This window comes from Solibacillus sp. FSL H8-0538, from assembly GCF_038003525.1.
Classification (GTDB): Bacteria; Bacillota; Bacilli; order Bacillales_A; family Planococcaceae; genus JBBOPI01.
This window is the reverse complement of sequence record NZ_JBBOPI010000001.1, coordinates 341,151-356,694: the sequence shown is the minus strand read 5'-3', so window position 1 is coordinate 356,694 and position 15,544 is coordinate 341,151. Positions and strand designations below refer to the sequence as shown.

Below are 15,544 nucleotides of genomic sequence, written 5' to 3'. Positions count from 1 at the left end.
GGTGATGTTCGCTTTAATTTTTTATTCAAATATAACAAGAGGAGGAATTAGTTATGTCTACTCAAACTGAAAAAAAACTTAACTTAAAGCCGCTGTGGATTGCTCTTGCCTTTGTCGCACTCACCATCATTACATTATTACCAAACGGCGGCGATTTACCAGTCGCAGGTCAACGTGCACTCGCGATTTTAGCGTTCGCCGTTATTTTATGGGTAACAGAGGCTGTTAGCTATCCAGTAAGCTCGGCAATGATTATTGCCCTTGTCACTTTAATGTTAGGCCTCGCCCCTTCAATGGAAGATCCAACCATAGAGTTAGGTACATCGGATGCATTAAAAATGGCCCTTGGTGGATTTAGTAATTCGGCCGTAGCACTTGTAGCCGCTGCCCTATTTTTAGCCGCAGCAATGCAAGTAACAAATTTACACAAACGTTTAGCTTTATGGATTTTATCTATTGTAGGAACAAAAACAAAAGCCATCGTATTTGGTGCTATTTTAGTATCCATTATCTTAGCATTCTTCGTACCATCTGCAACAGCTCGTGCAGGTGCAGTTGTACCCATTTTATTAGGTATGGTTGCCGCATTCGGGTTAGCAAAAGATAGCCGTCTTGCTGCTTTACTCGTTATTACATCTGTACAAGCTGTTTCCATTTGGAATGTCGGCATTAAAACAGCAGCCGCACAAAACATGGTAGCCACCAACTTCATTAAAGAACAATTTGGCGTTGATATTACTTGGGGTGCTTGGTTCCTTTATGCCGCGCCCTTCTCAATTCTTATGTCAATCGCATTGTTCTTTATTATGATTACTCTTATTAAACCTGAGACAAACAATATTGCAGGTGGTAAAGAAGTTATTAAAAAGCAATTACACGATTTAGGACCACTAAAAGGCCCAGAAATTCGTTTAATTATCGCATCTGTTACGTTATTATTCTTTTGGGCAACAGAAAGCAAGCTACACCCATTTGATACAACAACAGTCACAATTGTTGCAATCGCTATTTTACTATTACCGAAAATCGGTGTGTATACGTGGAAAGAAGTGGAGCCATTAATTCCTTGGGGTACAATTATTGTATTTGCCGTAGGAATCATGCTTGGTACAGTGCTGTTAAACACACAAGGTGCTGCTTGGTTATCTGATGCGGTATTCGGTTCAATGGGTCTAGACTCATTGCCACTTTTAGCAACAATTGCACTTGTAACGATTTTCAACATTTTAATTCACTTAGGTTTCGCAAGTGCAACAAGCCTTGCCTCTGCCTTAATTCCGGTATTTATCGTTTTAGCGTCAACACTAGTAAACGTCGATCAAGTTGGTTTCGTATTAATCCAACAATTCGTTATTAGCTTCGGTTTCCTATTACCAATTAGCGCACCGCAAAACATGCTCGCATATGGTACAGGCGCCTTTACAACGAAGGATTTCTTAAAATCAGGCATTCCGTTAACAATTTTCGGCTACCTATTAATCCTTCTACTAAGCGCAACTTATTGGAAATGGATTGGTTTATTGTAAGAAGTTATTATAAAATGAGCTTAAAGGGCAATCCTTTAAGCTTTTTTGTGGATAAAAATGTAGCACTTTCTTAACCACAAAATAAAGGACACCATCTCGCCGTATATTTGGTCAAGATGTGCCTTTCTAATCATTTTACATAAAGGGGAGAATAAAATGACAAGAGAACTTTTACGTAGTCACTCATCTGTTCGTAAATATACAGGTGAACCAATTTCAAAAGAAACAGTAATGGATCTAATCGAAACGGCACAAATGGCAGCGAGCTCACATTTTGTACAAGCATACAGTGTTATTTGGGTAACGGACGAGGATAAAAAAGCAAAATTAGGCGAGCTTTCAAAAAATGACTTCCAGTTCAAAACTGCTGGCGCTTCCTTCCTATTTTGCGTAGACTTCAAGCGTTTGCAAGTAGCAGGTCAAAAACACGGTGTAGACATCGTAGCGGATTCAGCTGAAAATGTACTTGTTGGGGTTGCGGACGTTTCACTTTTTGCACAAAATTTTGTCATCGCGGCAGAGGCACAAGGATACGGCATTTGCTATATTGGCGGTGCGCGTAATAACCCCGCTGAAATTAGTGAATTGTTCAACTTACCAGAGTATGTATTCCCTTTATTTGCGTTAACAATTGGTACGCCAACAAAACGAAATGAAACAAAACCACGCCTACCTGTTGCAGCTGTACTTCATGAAAACGGCTATAACGTGGAACAATACGATACGTTGTTAGACGAATACGACGCAACAATGGAAGCGTATTATACAAGCCGTTCATCAAATCAAAAAATGGCGACATGGACGAAGCAAATGGCTGAGTTTCTTGTTGACCAAAAACGTCCATATATGAAAGACTTCTTAGTCACTAAAGGATTTAACTGGGAATAGTGACTTTCGAACTAAATGAATGCTTCTTTTAAGTGTTGCTTTTTTCCATTTTAATTCCTTCAACCTTTCCCTTTACGAACAGAATTTGCTACACTAAAGAAATAAGTAAGGCTCGGGAAGGAAGTTTTTTATGTTCACAAATAAGCATGTCGCTCGTTCTGTAGAGCGCCAGCACTTAAAATCTGCGCGGAAATTTTATCATGCCATGGCTGATATTAATTTGGAATTGGCAAAGGTTCACCGCTCCATCGAAAGACAAATCGACAAAAGCCACTATACGGCAGCTACGTCCTTTGTGGATCAATATATTTCCTACACAACGATTTGGAATATGAAATTCGTTTATAATCTTGAAAATCCCGAAGTCGTGTTAATGCAAATTTTACATTTAGACTATATTTTCAAACGCGAAGAGGCAGACGCTTTCCTAAAAGAACGTCAAATTTTGGCTGAGCAGCATCTATCCTTCAAGGAATTAAAACCCTACAAAGATGAGCAAATCGAAGCTCGTATAGAAAAAATGGCACAGTATATTGCGGAATTCTAGAAAGATATCATTTCTCCCCAAAAAGGGTATGATGATGTCCTTTCTTATCCAATTAAAAAGAGGAAAGCGATCGCTAATACGATGGCTCTCCTCTTTTGTTATTGTAATCCTTGAATTGTTAAAGCTTTCACTGGTAGGAATTGTTCCCCTGTTGCGTAATACGTAATTGTAACAGAATCCCCTTCTTCTAGATAGATTGCAAGTGGTGCTGCCTCTGAGCTGACGATAAAGTTTTCACCGCTCGCCACGAAGAATGACACTATTGTAAAATCCCCAACGCGTTCCTTATACACACGTACAACTTTTGCTGATAGCTTTGCCTCGTCTGCACTCGATGAACCTTCTACAGTGCTACCACCTCGACTAAGCGCTGTTTTATATAACTTAAGCGCTTCTTTTGGCGTCGTGCCGTACGCAGAAATTTCTGGATTTGCCGCAGAAACTATGAAGTAATTTTGCAGGAAGCCGTTTGAATCAAGTACTGCCGTTAGCCAGCTTGCCTCGGAGTAGAAATTATACAAAATCGGCATCTCGCCCGTCCACTGTTTCTCGATAAATTTCTTACTAATAATATCAAGTGCACCTTGTGAATCCATATACGACTCTTCTAAATTACCGGTATAGTACGTTGCTTTACCTGTACGCGCATTTGTTAACGCATAGCCTAACATCGAATCTACACCTTCTTTCGGACTTGTGAAATCCGTAAAGTAATACATTTGCCCGTCCTCATCGAAAATCGGACTCACACTAGCTTCTGTTCCTTCATCTGAAGGGAGCTTGATGTCTTTTTTGCCAACTATGCTATTCCAAAAGCCGTGTACATAATTGCCGTAATAGCTATTTTGCAAGCTCACTGCCTCTGGTGACACCGCTCCATCAATAAATTTTGGCACATCTGCTAAAGTAATTTTTTGAGTTGCCCCTGTTGCAGCATCCACAGCGATAATACCTTTTACGTCAAAACCGTTACGCGCAGAAATAAATTCCCCATATGAGCGGATGTAATAAGGTTTGCCATCCTCATCAATTTCAAGCTGTGGCTCCCCGTAAAAAATAAGTGTTGGGTACTGTAAACGCATATGACGCTCTAAATTTTTGTTAAAGAACGCAGACGGTACATAGTCCATCTCGGCACTTATAAATTTCGGATTATCACTCGAGTCTGTTGCGCTCATCGTGAAATAACCTGGCGTCGTTTTGCCGTTAAACCATTTAAACATTCCGGAAAACTCTACCGGCGCAATATATACATACGCCCCATTGACCTTCTGAATTTGTAAATTCCCCAGCTCATAATAACTCGTATTTGGCACCTGTCCGAACGCTTTTTTCATTTTATTTTTTACGAATTTCGGTGGTACACTAGCGGGTGTCTTGCTTTCATCAAACGGTTCAATCTCCACTTGCTTTGCCATTTCTGCTGAATTATATTTATCATCTGCATTCCAAATTGGTGCACTGAGTAAATAGCCGATAGCGATAATGCCAATAAAGACAATAGCCGACTTAATGCGTTGCTCTACACCAATAGATAAAATCGCGCCTGCTATCGCTACGACCGGTAATACATATAGAAAAATCGTCCAATTTAAATCAACTTTTGATACATAAATGACAAAAAACACCGAAATAAAGCTTATAACAAACACAAAGAATGTAGTTATATTAAACTGTTTGCTTGTTAGTTCACCTTTACGAACTTTACGCGTTACCGGAACAATTAAAAGCGTCGTCATAATTGATCCAATAAGGGCGATTAATAGTAATTGTCCCATCTAATCATCCTCTCTTAAGTTATTTACGGAATAGCACATTATAAAGATTCATAAAATTATAGAAAACAAAGAACAAAAGCGCTAAAGCGCCTGTTTAGCCCCGACAAGCGCTTGCGAGTCCGAAGCGAAAGTAAACGCTCCATCACTTTCGCAGAAGGGATCGAAGCGACCTCGAGGGGCTGGCGCTTTAGCCTAGACGTTGCATTTACTTTTTTTAAAGTTTTCCACATGGCGAAATTTTATAATTTCCTTAACCATAAGAATAGTGCATTCTCCCCCGTTAGCAGGCGGCGCGAATGCCTAGACAAATAAAGGGGGCCACATGTCATGCAACGAAATATTTTACTCGCATTATTTTTAGTTTTTGGTTTATTTTATGTATTTTTATTTGATTTCATTGATAGCTCACTAAAAATGGTATTCAAGCTTATTCCGATGATTTTACTAATTATACTCGCCTTTATGACAAAAGCGAAAAATATCCCACGCTACTACACGCTCGTATGTATCGGTCTCATTTTTTGTGCGATTGGTGACTATACATTGCAGTGGTTCATCATTGGCTTAATCAGCTTTCTAATTGGGCATATTTTTTATATTTTTGCATTCCGTACAACGAATGAAAGCCACGTGCCAGGAGCCGTGAAAATTGGACTGTTGCTTTACGGTGCGTTCATGATTGTGTGGATTGCGGGTACATTATTTAAGAATGAGGAAACCGTACTTGGTGTGGCAGTTTGCTGCTATATTGCCGTCATTTTAACGATGGGCTGGACGGCCTTTCGCACAGGTAGTCGTTTTGCGATCATTGGGGCTATGCTGTTTATTTCGTCGGATTCTGTACTGGCGATCAATAAATTTATTGTAGACGTTCCGTTTTCACACGAACTCATCATGTTCACCTACTACGGCGCACAGCTTTTCATCGCCTTAAGCATCACACAATACGCTGCCATCCGAAGTAAAATGGTACAATAAAAGGAACTTATTGAATAATCAGGAGGTCTTTATATGAAAGAAACCGTTATTGAACGCTTAATTCGTTACGCAAAAATTGATACACAATCTGATTTTACTAGTAACACTACCCCTTCAACAGCAAAGCAATTGGATTTACTCAATTTATTAAAGGAAGAGCTAGCTGAAATCGGCTTAACGGACATTACACTCGATGAAAACGGCTACCTATTTGCCACGCTTGAAAGCAATACTGAAAAGTCTGTGCCTACACTCGCTTTCTTAGCACATGTAGATACAACTTCTGACTTCTCTGGCACAAACGTAAATCCACAACGAATTGACAACTATGATGGCGAGCCGATCAAGCTTGGCAACGGCCTTATTATGTCACCGAACTACTTCCCTAACTTAAAAAATTATATTGGTCAAACACTAATTACAACAGACGGCACAACACTGCTCGGTGCGGACGATAAAGCTGGCATCGCAGAAATTATGACGGCAATGGAATATTTAGTGCAGCATCCTGAAGTTAAACATGGAAAAATCCGCGTAGCCTTTACACCTGATGAGGAAATTGGCCGCGGCCCGCATAAATTTGACGTCGAAGCATTTAATGCAGATTACGCCTATACACTAGATGGTGGACCGCTTGGCGAGCTTCAATACGAAAGCTTTAATGCGGCAGGCGTAAAGGTAACGACGCGTGGGACGAGTGTGCACCCGGGCTCAGCAAAAAATCAAATGGTCAATGCAATAACGATGGCGATCAAATTCCAAAACGCCATGCCAACAGATGCTGTTCCTGAAAAAACGGAAGGCTACGAGGGTTTCATTCATTTAATGAGCTTTAACGGACATATTGAAGAAGCTACACTTTCTTATATTGTTCGAGACCATGACCGTGAAAAATTCGAAGCCAAAAAAGCCTATTTCCGCGAAGTTGAAGCAAAAATTAAAACAGAATACGGCGACGATTCAATCACAGTTGACATTGAAGACCAATATTACAATATGGGTGAAAAAATTACACCAGTAATGGAAATCGTCGAAATCGTAAAAGAAGCAATGGCGAAGCTGAATATTACGCCAATTATCGAACCTATCCGCGGTGGTACAGACGGCTCGCAGCTATCCTTTATGGGCCTTCCAACACCAAATATCTTTGCTGGCGGCGAAAACATGCACGGTAAATTTGAATTTGTATCCGGCGAAACAATGGAAAAAGCAACACAAGTTATCCTAGAAATTGTTCAGCTATTCGAAGCACAAGGAAAATAACTAAAACCGATTATTTAGGGGGTATTCTCGGTTGCCCCTGTATAGCTGCGCTTGTTTCATCGCAAAGAGCTTATCCCGAAAGGACTTTCGGGATAAGCTCTTTTTTAGTATAATTATAATCAGAAAATTCATTCAAAAGGAAAGTGGTGTCAGCATGAAGGAAATTGCTATAGGAATCGTAGCTGCATTATTTTTTGCGTTTACATTTATTTTAAATCACTCAATGGAGCTAGAAGGTGGGAGCTGGCTATGGAGCTCCTCATTGCGCTATTTCTTTATGTTACCCTTTTTATTCGTCATTGTAGTAATGCGTGGACGAGGCGGATTCACTAATTTACGTAGTGAAATAAAGGCCAAACCAGGCGAGTGGGTCATCTGGAGCTTCGTCGGTTTCGTACTATTTTACGCACCATTAACATTTGCCGCAGCGTTCGGACCAGGTTGGCTCGTTTCGGGTACGTGGCAGTTTACAATTGTCGCAGGTGTCTTGTTAGCACCTCTATTTATTACAGTCATTGCAGGAAAGCCTGTACGCCAACAAATCCCGCTTATTTCTTTAGCAATTTCTTGTATTATTTTAATCGGAATTTTGCTCATTCAAGTGCCACAAGCAAAAACCGTATCAACGGAGAGCTTACTGCTCGGCATTTTACCTGTTATTGTAGCGGCCTTTGCCTACCCGCTTGGCAACCGTAAAATGATGGAGGTATGCAGTGGACGCGTAGATACATTCCAGCGCGTGCTTGGCATGACGATTGCTTCCCTACCTGCTTGGATTGTGCTCGCTGTGTATGCACTCTTCACAGTAGGATTGCCCTCTGGTAGCCAAGTTTTTCAATCACTACTTGTCGCAGTTACCTCTGGCGTTATCGCAACGGTGTTATTTTTCATCGCAACAGACCGCGTGCGTAATGACCAAGGCAAACTTGCTGCAGTAGAAGCAACCCAGTCAACAGAAGTATTATTTGCGATGGTTGGCGAAATGATATTATTAAGCGTTCCTCTACCAGAACCAATCGCACTCATGGGACTTGGCGTCATTATTGGTGGCATGCTCCTACATAGCTATCACACAATGCTCGTTGGAAAGCGAACGAAAATCGCAGAAAATCATACGTGAAATTTAAAGTCTGCCAACATAAAAATGTGTGAAATCACTATGATTTCACACATTTTTCCACTTTATATAGTTACTAATTCTTCTATTAATACATCTGTTAGTGGCGTGTATGGCATTTGGTGGGCAGATGCCACAGCTTCATAAACGACTTTACCGTCTACTACATTAATCCCCTTTGCCAATGCTTTGTTCGCTAATGCTGCTTGGCGATAACCTTTGTTTGCAATTTGTAAACCGTATGGCACTGTTTCGTTCACTAGTGCCATTGTTGCCGTTCGCGCTACCGCACCTGGCATATTTGCAACGGCATAATGCACAACACCATTGACCATATACGTTGGTTCACTATGCGTAGTAATACGGTCAATTGTTTCAATAGAACCACCTTGATCTACCGCTACATCCACGACAACAGAACCTCTTTGCATTGTTTCAATCATCTCTTTTGACACAAGCTGCGGTGCACGGGAGCCCGGAATTAATACTGCGCCAATTAACAGGTCCGCCGATTTAACCGACTCTGCAATATTATAAGAATTCGATGTGAGTGTGCGTACACGTCCTTGGAAAATTTCTTCTAATTGACGTAAACGACTTGTATTGACATCTAAAATCGTCACATTTGCACCTAGTCCAAGCGCCATTTTCGCTGCATTTGTACCAACCATCCCGCCCCCAATAATGACGACATTGGCAGGCGCCACTCCTGGTACACCACCTAGTAAAATCCCTTTCCCACCATGGGAGTTTTCTAAGAACTGTGCACCAATTTGTACAGACATACGTCCTGCTACTTCACTCATCGGTGTAAGTAGTGGTAGTGCACCATTCTCTAATTGAATTGTTTCATAAGCAATCGCAGTGACTTTCTTTTCAACTAGTGCCTTTGTTAGTTCTAGCTCCGGTGCTAAATGAAGGTATGTGTATAAAATTAAGTTCTCTTTAAAAAATCCATATTCTTTTGCAATTGGTTCTTTCACTTTAATGACCATATCTGCATTCCAAGCTTCTGCTGCCGTTGCAACTATCTTTGCACCTGCTTTTTCATAATCATGATCTTCAAAGCCACTTCCTACACCAGCTTCTGTTTCAATGACTACTTCGTGACCATTTTTCACATATGCTTCTACCCCTGCTGGCGTAATGCCGACACGGTTTTCATTATTTTTAATTTCCTTTGGCACACCAATCTTCATGTTCGCTACCCCTTAGTTTTGATTTATAATGACTAATTTTAGTTCCGTCATTTCTTCAATTGCATATTTTAAACCTTCTCGACCAACGCCACTTTCCTTTACACCACCGTATGGGAAATGGTCTACACGATAAGTTGGAATATCATTAATTACCACACCCCCAACTTGTAGACGTTTGGATGCATTGAGTGCTGTATTAATATTAGTTGTATAAATACCTGCTTGTAGGCCGTATTTTGAATCATTTACCTGTTCGATTGCCTCGTCCATAGATGCCACCTTTACTACGGACACAATCGGTGCAAATACTTCTTGGCAAGAAACCTTTTGTGAGGGATGCACATTCGTCAAAATTGTCGGCTGTAAAATCGTATCTTGCGCTTTTCCGCCTGTCACAACTTCCGCACCAGCAGCTTTTGCTTCTTCAATCCATTGTAATGAGCGCTCAACTTCGCGTGGACTGATCATCGCCGATACATCTGTAGCTTCTTCAAGTGAATTACCTAGATTTAGTTTTTTCGTCTCGGCAATTAACTTTTCAACTAACTCTTCGTAACGTGATTCATGAACATAAATACGCTGAACAGAAATACATACTTGCCCTTGGAAACTAAAGGCACCCGAAACGATACGACTAATAACAGCTTCTGTCAGCTCCACATTGTCATCAATAATAACCGCTGCATTTGATCCAAGTTCAAGCGTCACTTTTTTTAGCCCTGCTTTATTACGAATCCCAATACCTACAGCTGCACTACCTGTAAACGATATTTTCTTCACCCGCTCATCCGTGACAAGCTTGTCACCAACACGAGCCCCGTTTCCTGTCACAATATTAAATGCACCTTGTGGTAGACCTACTTCATGCAATAATTCACCTAAAAAGTAAGCAGATAACGGCGTTTGCGTGGCAGGTTTTAAGACAACCGGATTGCCTGCTGCAAGTGCAGGCCCTACTTTATGTGCAACTAAATTCATCGGGAAATTAAATGGTGTAATGGCTGCCACAACACCAACTGGCTCGCGAAACGTATAAGCAATTCGATTTTCTCCACCTGGTGCAGCATCTGTTGGAATATACTCTCCACCAATGCGCTTCGCTTCTTCTGCTGCAAATTTATACGTTTGCACGGTACGTGCCACTTCTAAGCGTGCCGTTTTTATCGGCTTCGCTGCTTCAAGTGCAATGATCTGACTTGCTTCCTCCGAGCGTTCATTTAGTAATGATGCAAGCTTCTCTAACATTTCAGCACGCTTATACGCAGGAATTGCAGCCATTTCTTCCCGAGCAGCATAGGCAGTACGAATTGCCGCTTCTACCTCATCATCTGTCGCCATTGGAATGTGTGCAATCGTCTCCAGTGAATACGGAGATTTCAACTCCTCGTATTGTGCGGCTTCTACCCATTGTCCATTTATATAGAGCTTTTTTTTATTTACAGTTGTAATCATCCTTGTCCCTCCTTATGCTTTTGCCATTATATTTTGTGCTACGATTGCTAAAGCTTGATCGATCATGCTTATAAGTTCTTGCACTTCTTCTTTTGAAATACATAATGGTGGAGAGAATACAACAATATCCTGTCCTTCTAGTACAACCGCACGACTTATTAATCCAAGCTTTGTCGCCTCTTTTAACACGAGTGGTGCTACGAGTGTTTCATGCTGCATTTCAAGCCCTGCAATTAAACCAAGCCCTTTTACTTTTGTAATGAAATCATATTTTCCTTCTATTTGCTTTAATCCTTGTAGTAATTCTTCTCCGCGTAAAGCTGAGTTTTCTACAAGATTTTCCTGTTCTATAATTTCGATATTTTTTAACGCAACGGCACAGGCTGTAGCATGACCGCTATATGTGTAGCCGTGCAGTAGTACACCTTGTGATAACTCGCCTAATTCGCGGTGAATTTTTTCTGAAATCATGACCCCACCAAGTTGCATATAACCGCTAGTTACACCTTTTGCAAAGCACATCATATCCGGCGCTACACCGAAATGCTCCATCCCGAAAAATTTCCCCGTACGTCCAAAACCAGTAATAACTTCATCCGTAATCATCACAATATTAAACTCATCACAGATTGTACGAACTTCTTTGAAATAATCTGCTGGCGGAATATGTACACCACCCGCTCCTTGGATTGGTTCTGCCACAAATGCAGCAATCGTTTCAGGTCCTTCCTTTTCAATCAGTTCACGAAGCGCCACTGTGGAGAAATGATCCACATATAAAAAGTCCGGTGCATTGGATTCCGCAAAATCACGGAATGCCTTTAAGCCTGTAGCACTTGTCGACCCCCCTGCTACACCATGATAAGACTTCGTACGTGTAATAATTTTTTTGCGTGTCGGCTCACCCTTTAAAATCCAGTAATGACGCACTAATTTATATGCCGTATCATTCGATTCCGAACCGCCTGATGTGAAAAATGTGGCAGTTAAATCGCCAGGAGCTAATTGTGCCAGTTTTTCAGCTAATAAAATCGCCGGTTCATTACTAAAAGATGCAAAACAAGAATTATAAGCAAGCTTCTCCATTTGTGCTGCTGCTACTTCTGCAATTTCTTTACGACCGTGACCGATATTAACGTTCCATAGAGAGGACATCCCGTCTAATAATTTGCGACCTGATTTATCGTATAAATAGACCCCTTCTCCTCTTTCAAAAATAAATTCTGGACCATTTTCTGTTACTACCGGAGATGTAGGATGTAAGAAGTGCTTTTGATCAAGCGCTTTTAAGTGTTCTAATGAATAATTATTCAAGATAATCCGCCCCTTTTTTATTTGTAATTGACTCTAACCTTCATGTAGCAATTTACGTGCCAGCCTATTTTCCATAAATTTACTCGCTTCCAGACGTCATTTAATTTAATATTTAATTAAAACCTACTAATTATGATTTAATCTTTAATTAGAATTGCAAATTTGATTTAGTTTTAAATTAAATAGGAGGGATTTTGCATGGATCATTATTTTCTACTCGAAAAAATTGTAGAAACATCAAATAATAATATTACGATTATTGACTCTAAAGGCATCATCGTACATTCACATCCACAACATTGGATTTTATACGGTATGGAGCCTGGCAATTACATTGGTACTTCGATTTATGAACTTGAGGAAAATGGTTTACTCTCACCGTCTATTGGTGCGACTGTTTTGCGTGAACGGACGAAATTAACGGTTTTGCAGCATACCAAAACAAAGCGCGTCATCATGTCGACCGGAAATCCTATCTTTGATGATGAAAACAACCTACAGTATGTGATTTGCTATAGCCATGACCAAACTGAAATTTGGGAGCTCCAACAACAATATGAAAAACTTGAAAATAAGATGGAAGGCTACAAAATTGAGGTCGCGGATTTACGGGAAAAGGAAAATTTACAAAATGGCATCATTGCTCGAAGCGTCGTAATGAAAAATTTGCTCAAAACAGTTGATAATATTGCTGAAAAAAATTCGACGGTATTAATGCTTGGCCCTTCTGGAGTGGGAAAAAGCACCTTTGCACATATTTTGCATGAGGCGAGTAACCGTAAAGATGAACCCTTTATCGAAATTAACTGCAGTACAATTCCTGAGCATTTATTTGAATCCGAGATGTTTGGGTACGAGGCTGGATCGTTTACGGGAGCAAATAAGCAAGGAGCAAAAGGGCTAATCGAACATGCAGATGGTGGTACATTATTTTTAGATGAGATTGGTGAATTACCCCTTACAATGCAAGCAAAATTACTAAATGTATTACAGCAGCGAAAGATTAAACGAATAGGTGGTAAGAAAGAGCGCCACATCAATTTCCGACTCATCGCTGCAACGAATCAAGATTTAGAAGTCATGATTCAACAAAAACAATTTCGTTTAGATTTATACTACCGATTAAACGTGATCCCCCTTCACATTCCCGCCCTTAATGAACGAAAAGAAGATATCTCATTATTGATTCAGCACTATTTAACAAAACTAAACGTATCCTATCAGCTTGAAAAAAAATTTGATCCGCAAACATATGAGTATTTAATTCATTACGACTGGCCAGGCAATGTACGCGAGCTTGAAAATTTAGTGGAGCGTCTACTACTTACAATTGACCATCAAATTATTTATCCACATCATTTACCAAGCCATATTTATCAACAAGATACTCTACCGTTAGTTGAACCAGTTTACCTCCCTCCAGAAACGCACTGTTTAAAACTCGCGGTGGAACAAGTAGAAATTCAACTACTCAAACAAGCCAAGCAGCAATGCAAAACAACGTATGAGATGGCTCATTTTTTAAATATTAGTCAACCCACGGTCATGTACAAGTTAAAAAAATACGCCCACTTATTTTAACTTCAAACCTTTATCTACCATTTGCTGTCTTGTTAATTCTGCAAGACAGCTCCTATATCTGATTTGTATGTCAACTTTCCTAACGCGCTAATATAACTGAAAACGCTTTCTTGAAATAATTTTAGTGACTCCATTATTATTACGAATTAAAACGTAAGGAAACATAACATTTTTTTATTTACAAAAAATAACATACGATATATACTTTCGTTAATCTAACTGCGACTAGGTCGACAACATCGAACCAATGAATGAATATCATTCATTGGTTTGACGTTGGAATAGAAAGGAGTGTTATGTATTAGTTAAACTATTTTTTATTGTCGCTATACCCTAATTTTCCACAAAACAGGTCTATTGTTAGTAAAACTAAAATCTGATTTTCCTAAGGAGGATAAGTTATTGGGCGATAAAGTGAAAAAAGCACCTTCACTAAAAGTTGCTTTAATTCCCATTGTGTCTATGGTTGTGATTTTATTTACCGGACTTTTTGTTTATGAATCGGATCCACATATTCCGATTTTACTAAGTGCAACGATTGCAGTTATTGTTGCCTTATTTTTAGGGTATACGTGGAAAGAAATAGAAAAAGGAATTGTTAGCGGCATTTCGTTATCTCTACAGGCACTACTTATTCTAATTATTTTAGGAACGGTTATTTCTACGTGGCTCGCTGCGGGAATTGTGCCAACAATGATTTATTATGGATTAGATTTATTATCACCTGGGCTATTTCTACCATTAGCAGTCATTATTTGTAGCGTTGTTTCAGTTGCCTCTGGAAATGCTTGGACAGCTGCTGGAACAATCGGTATTGCTATTATGGGGGTCGGAGTTGTTTTAGACTTTAATCCTGCAATGGTAGCTGGCGCGGTTATTTCAGGCTGTTATTTTGGAGATAAAATATCTCCCCTTTCTGAAACGACAAATATGGCACCTGGTATCGTAGGAGTAGAACTGTTCGATCATATCCGTCACCTTCTTTATACAACATTGCCTGCATGGACCATTTCAGTTATTTTATTTTTCTTTTTAGGTATGGCTCATGTCCCAAGTGCGGACAACTTACAAGATGTTGCCCTTCTTCAACAACAACTACAAGACATATTTATTATTAGTCCGTGGCTACTCCTAGTACCCGTTACTGTCTTAGGCTTAATCGCTATGAGAATGGCGGCTATCCCTGGGTTAGTTATCGGTACTTTACTTGGATGTGTAGTAGCAATCCTAGTTCAAGGTCAATCTATCGGCGATATACTAAGTATGATGGTCTATGGTTTCTCATTGGAATCAGACAATGAAATTTTAAACAATCTGCTTAACAATGGTGGTACAGAAGCGATGATGTATACTGTAAGCCTTGTAATGCTTGCCATGAGCCTAGGTGGAATTTTAGAATCTACAGGTATCCTTGAAACAATCGTAAATAGCTTACTAAAAGTAGCGAAATCAACGGGTAGCTTAATTGCAACAACTGTAGCTACTTGCATTACAGCAAATATAGTCGCTTGTGACCAATATTTATCAATTTTATTACCTGGTCGTATGTATTTATCTGCCTATCGCAAGCGCGATTTACATCCTAAAAACTTATCTCGGACACTTGAAGATGCCGGTACTATGACTTCACCGCTCGTACCTTGGAACACATGTGGTGCTTTTATGTCTGCAACATTAGGTGTAGCAACTCTTGACTATGTACCCTTTGCATTTTTATGCCTTATTAGTCCAGTAATTGCGATTATTTATGGCTACTTCAACATTAAAATTGAGCGTCTCGCATACGAAGAAAAGATTGATGAAGACGACGGGGCAATAACAATCAACCCAAAATTGGAACAATCTATCTGAATTAGTAGTTATGCGAAATCTTATTGATTCTCTATATCACTTTTAGTACG

The 15,544-nt window shown here is 39.9% G+C and carries 12 protein-coding genes; 8 read left to right on the top strand and 4 right to left on the bottom strand.

Features of this window, described 5'->3' with window-relative positions:
• The first annotated feature begins 53 nt into the window (after positions 1-53).
• From MHH87_RS01695 to MHH87_RS01685, 3 genes are all read left to right on the top strand, one after another.
• Positions 54-1,526 carry a DASS family sodium-coupled anion symporter gene (locus MHH87_RS01695; RefSeq protein WP_340747599.1) on the top strand — a complete coding sequence of 491 codons (1,473 nt, stop codon included), beginning with the start codon at positions 54-56 and terminating at the stop codon, positions 1,524-1,526.
• Positions 1,527-1,682: 156 nt separating this feature from the next.
• Positions 1,683-2,414 (top strand): oxygen-insensitive NADPH nitroreductase, encoded by a 732-nt coding sequence (gene nfsA / locus MHH87_RS01690; RefSeq protein WP_340747598.1) that lies wholly within the window; start codon positions 1,683-1,685, stop codon positions 2,412-2,414.
• Between the two features lie 130 nt (positions 2,415-2,544).
• Positions 2,545-2,961 carry a hypothetical protein gene (locus tag MHH87_RS01685; RefSeq protein WP_340747597.1) on the top strand — a complete coding sequence of 139 codons (417 nt, stop codon included), beginning with the start codon at positions 2,545-2,547 and terminating at the stop codon, positions 2,959-2,961.
• A 98-nt stretch (positions 2,962-3,059) separates the two neighbouring features.
• Here the strand turns inward: MHH87_RS01685 and MHH87_RS01680 are convergent, their stop codons facing one another.
• Positions 3,060-4,739: a hypothetical protein gene (locus MHH87_RS01680; protein ID WP_340747596.1), complete on the bottom strand. Its 1,680-nt coding sequence runs from the start codon at positions 4,737-4,739 to the stop codon at positions 3,060-3,062.
• Positions 4,740-5,066: 327 nt separating this feature from the next.
• Here MHH87_RS01680 and MHH87_RS01675 point away from each other — a divergent pair, with 327 nt between their 5' ends.
• The 3 genes from MHH87_RS01675 (at position 5,067) to MHH87_RS01665 (ending at position 8,100) form a co-directional block, all read left to right on the top strand.
• Positions 5,067-5,717 (top strand): lysoplasmalogenase, encoded by a 651-nt coding sequence (locus MHH87_RS01675; protein ID WP_340747595.1) that lies wholly within the window; start codon positions 5,067-5,069, stop codon positions 5,715-5,717.
• Between the two features lie 33 nt (positions 5,718-5,750).
• Positions 5,751-6,980 carry a peptidase T gene (gene pepT, locus MHH87_RS01670; RefSeq protein WP_340747594.1) on the top strand — a complete coding sequence of 410 codons (1,230 nt, stop codon included), beginning with the start codon at positions 5,751-5,753 and terminating at the stop codon, positions 6,978-6,980.
• 154 nt (positions 6,981-7,134) lie between these two features.
• Complete coding sequence (locus MHH87_RS01665) at positions 7,135-8,100, top strand: DMT family transporter (RefSeq protein WP_340747593.1); 966 nt, start codon at positions 7,135-7,137, stop codon at positions 8,098-8,100.
• Positions 8,101-8,162: 62 nt separating this feature from the next.
• On the opposite strand, the gene ald is transcribed toward MHH87_RS01665, so the two are convergent.
• Genes ald through MHH87_RS01650 form a run of 3 tightly spaced genes read right to left on the bottom strand, consistent with a single transcriptional unit; the run spans position 8,163 to position 12,068 of the window.
• Positions 8,163-9,296 carry an alanine dehydrogenase gene (gene ald, locus MHH87_RS01660; RefSeq protein ID WP_340747592.1) on the bottom strand — a complete coding sequence of 378 codons (1,134 nt, stop codon included), beginning with the start codon at positions 9,294-9,296 and terminating at the stop codon, positions 8,163-8,165.
• 12 nt (positions 9,297-9,308) lie between these two features.
• On the bottom strand, positions 9,309-10,748 hold the full coding sequence (locus MHH87_RS01655) for an aldehyde dehydrogenase family protein (RefSeq protein ID WP_340747591.1): 1,440 nt from the start codon (positions 10,746-10,748) through the stop codon (positions 9,309-9,311).
• 12 nt (positions 10,749-10,760) lie between these two features.
• Positions 10,761-12,068: an aminotransferase family protein gene (locus MHH87_RS01650; protein WP_445683111.1), complete on the bottom strand. Its 1,308-nt coding sequence runs from the start codon at positions 12,066-12,068 to the stop codon at positions 10,761-10,763.
• 192 nt (positions 12,069-12,260) lie between these two features.
• On the opposite strand from MHH87_RS01650, the gene MHH87_RS01645 reads away from it, so the two are divergent.
• Positions 12,261-13,643: a sigma-54 interaction domain-containing protein gene (locus MHH87_RS01645; RefSeq protein WP_340747589.1), complete on the top strand. Its 1,383-nt coding sequence runs from the start codon at positions 12,261-12,263 to the stop codon at positions 13,641-13,643.
• 402 nt (positions 13,644-14,045) lie between these two features.
• The gene (gene nhaC, locus MHH87_RS01640) at positions 14,046-15,494 is read left to right on the top strand and encodes a Na+/H+ antiporter NhaC (protein WP_340747588.1); all 1,449 of its coding nucleotides are present in this window, start codon (positions 14,046-14,048) and stop codon (positions 15,492-15,494) included.
• The last annotated feature ends 50 nt before the right edge of the window (positions 15,495-15,544 follow it).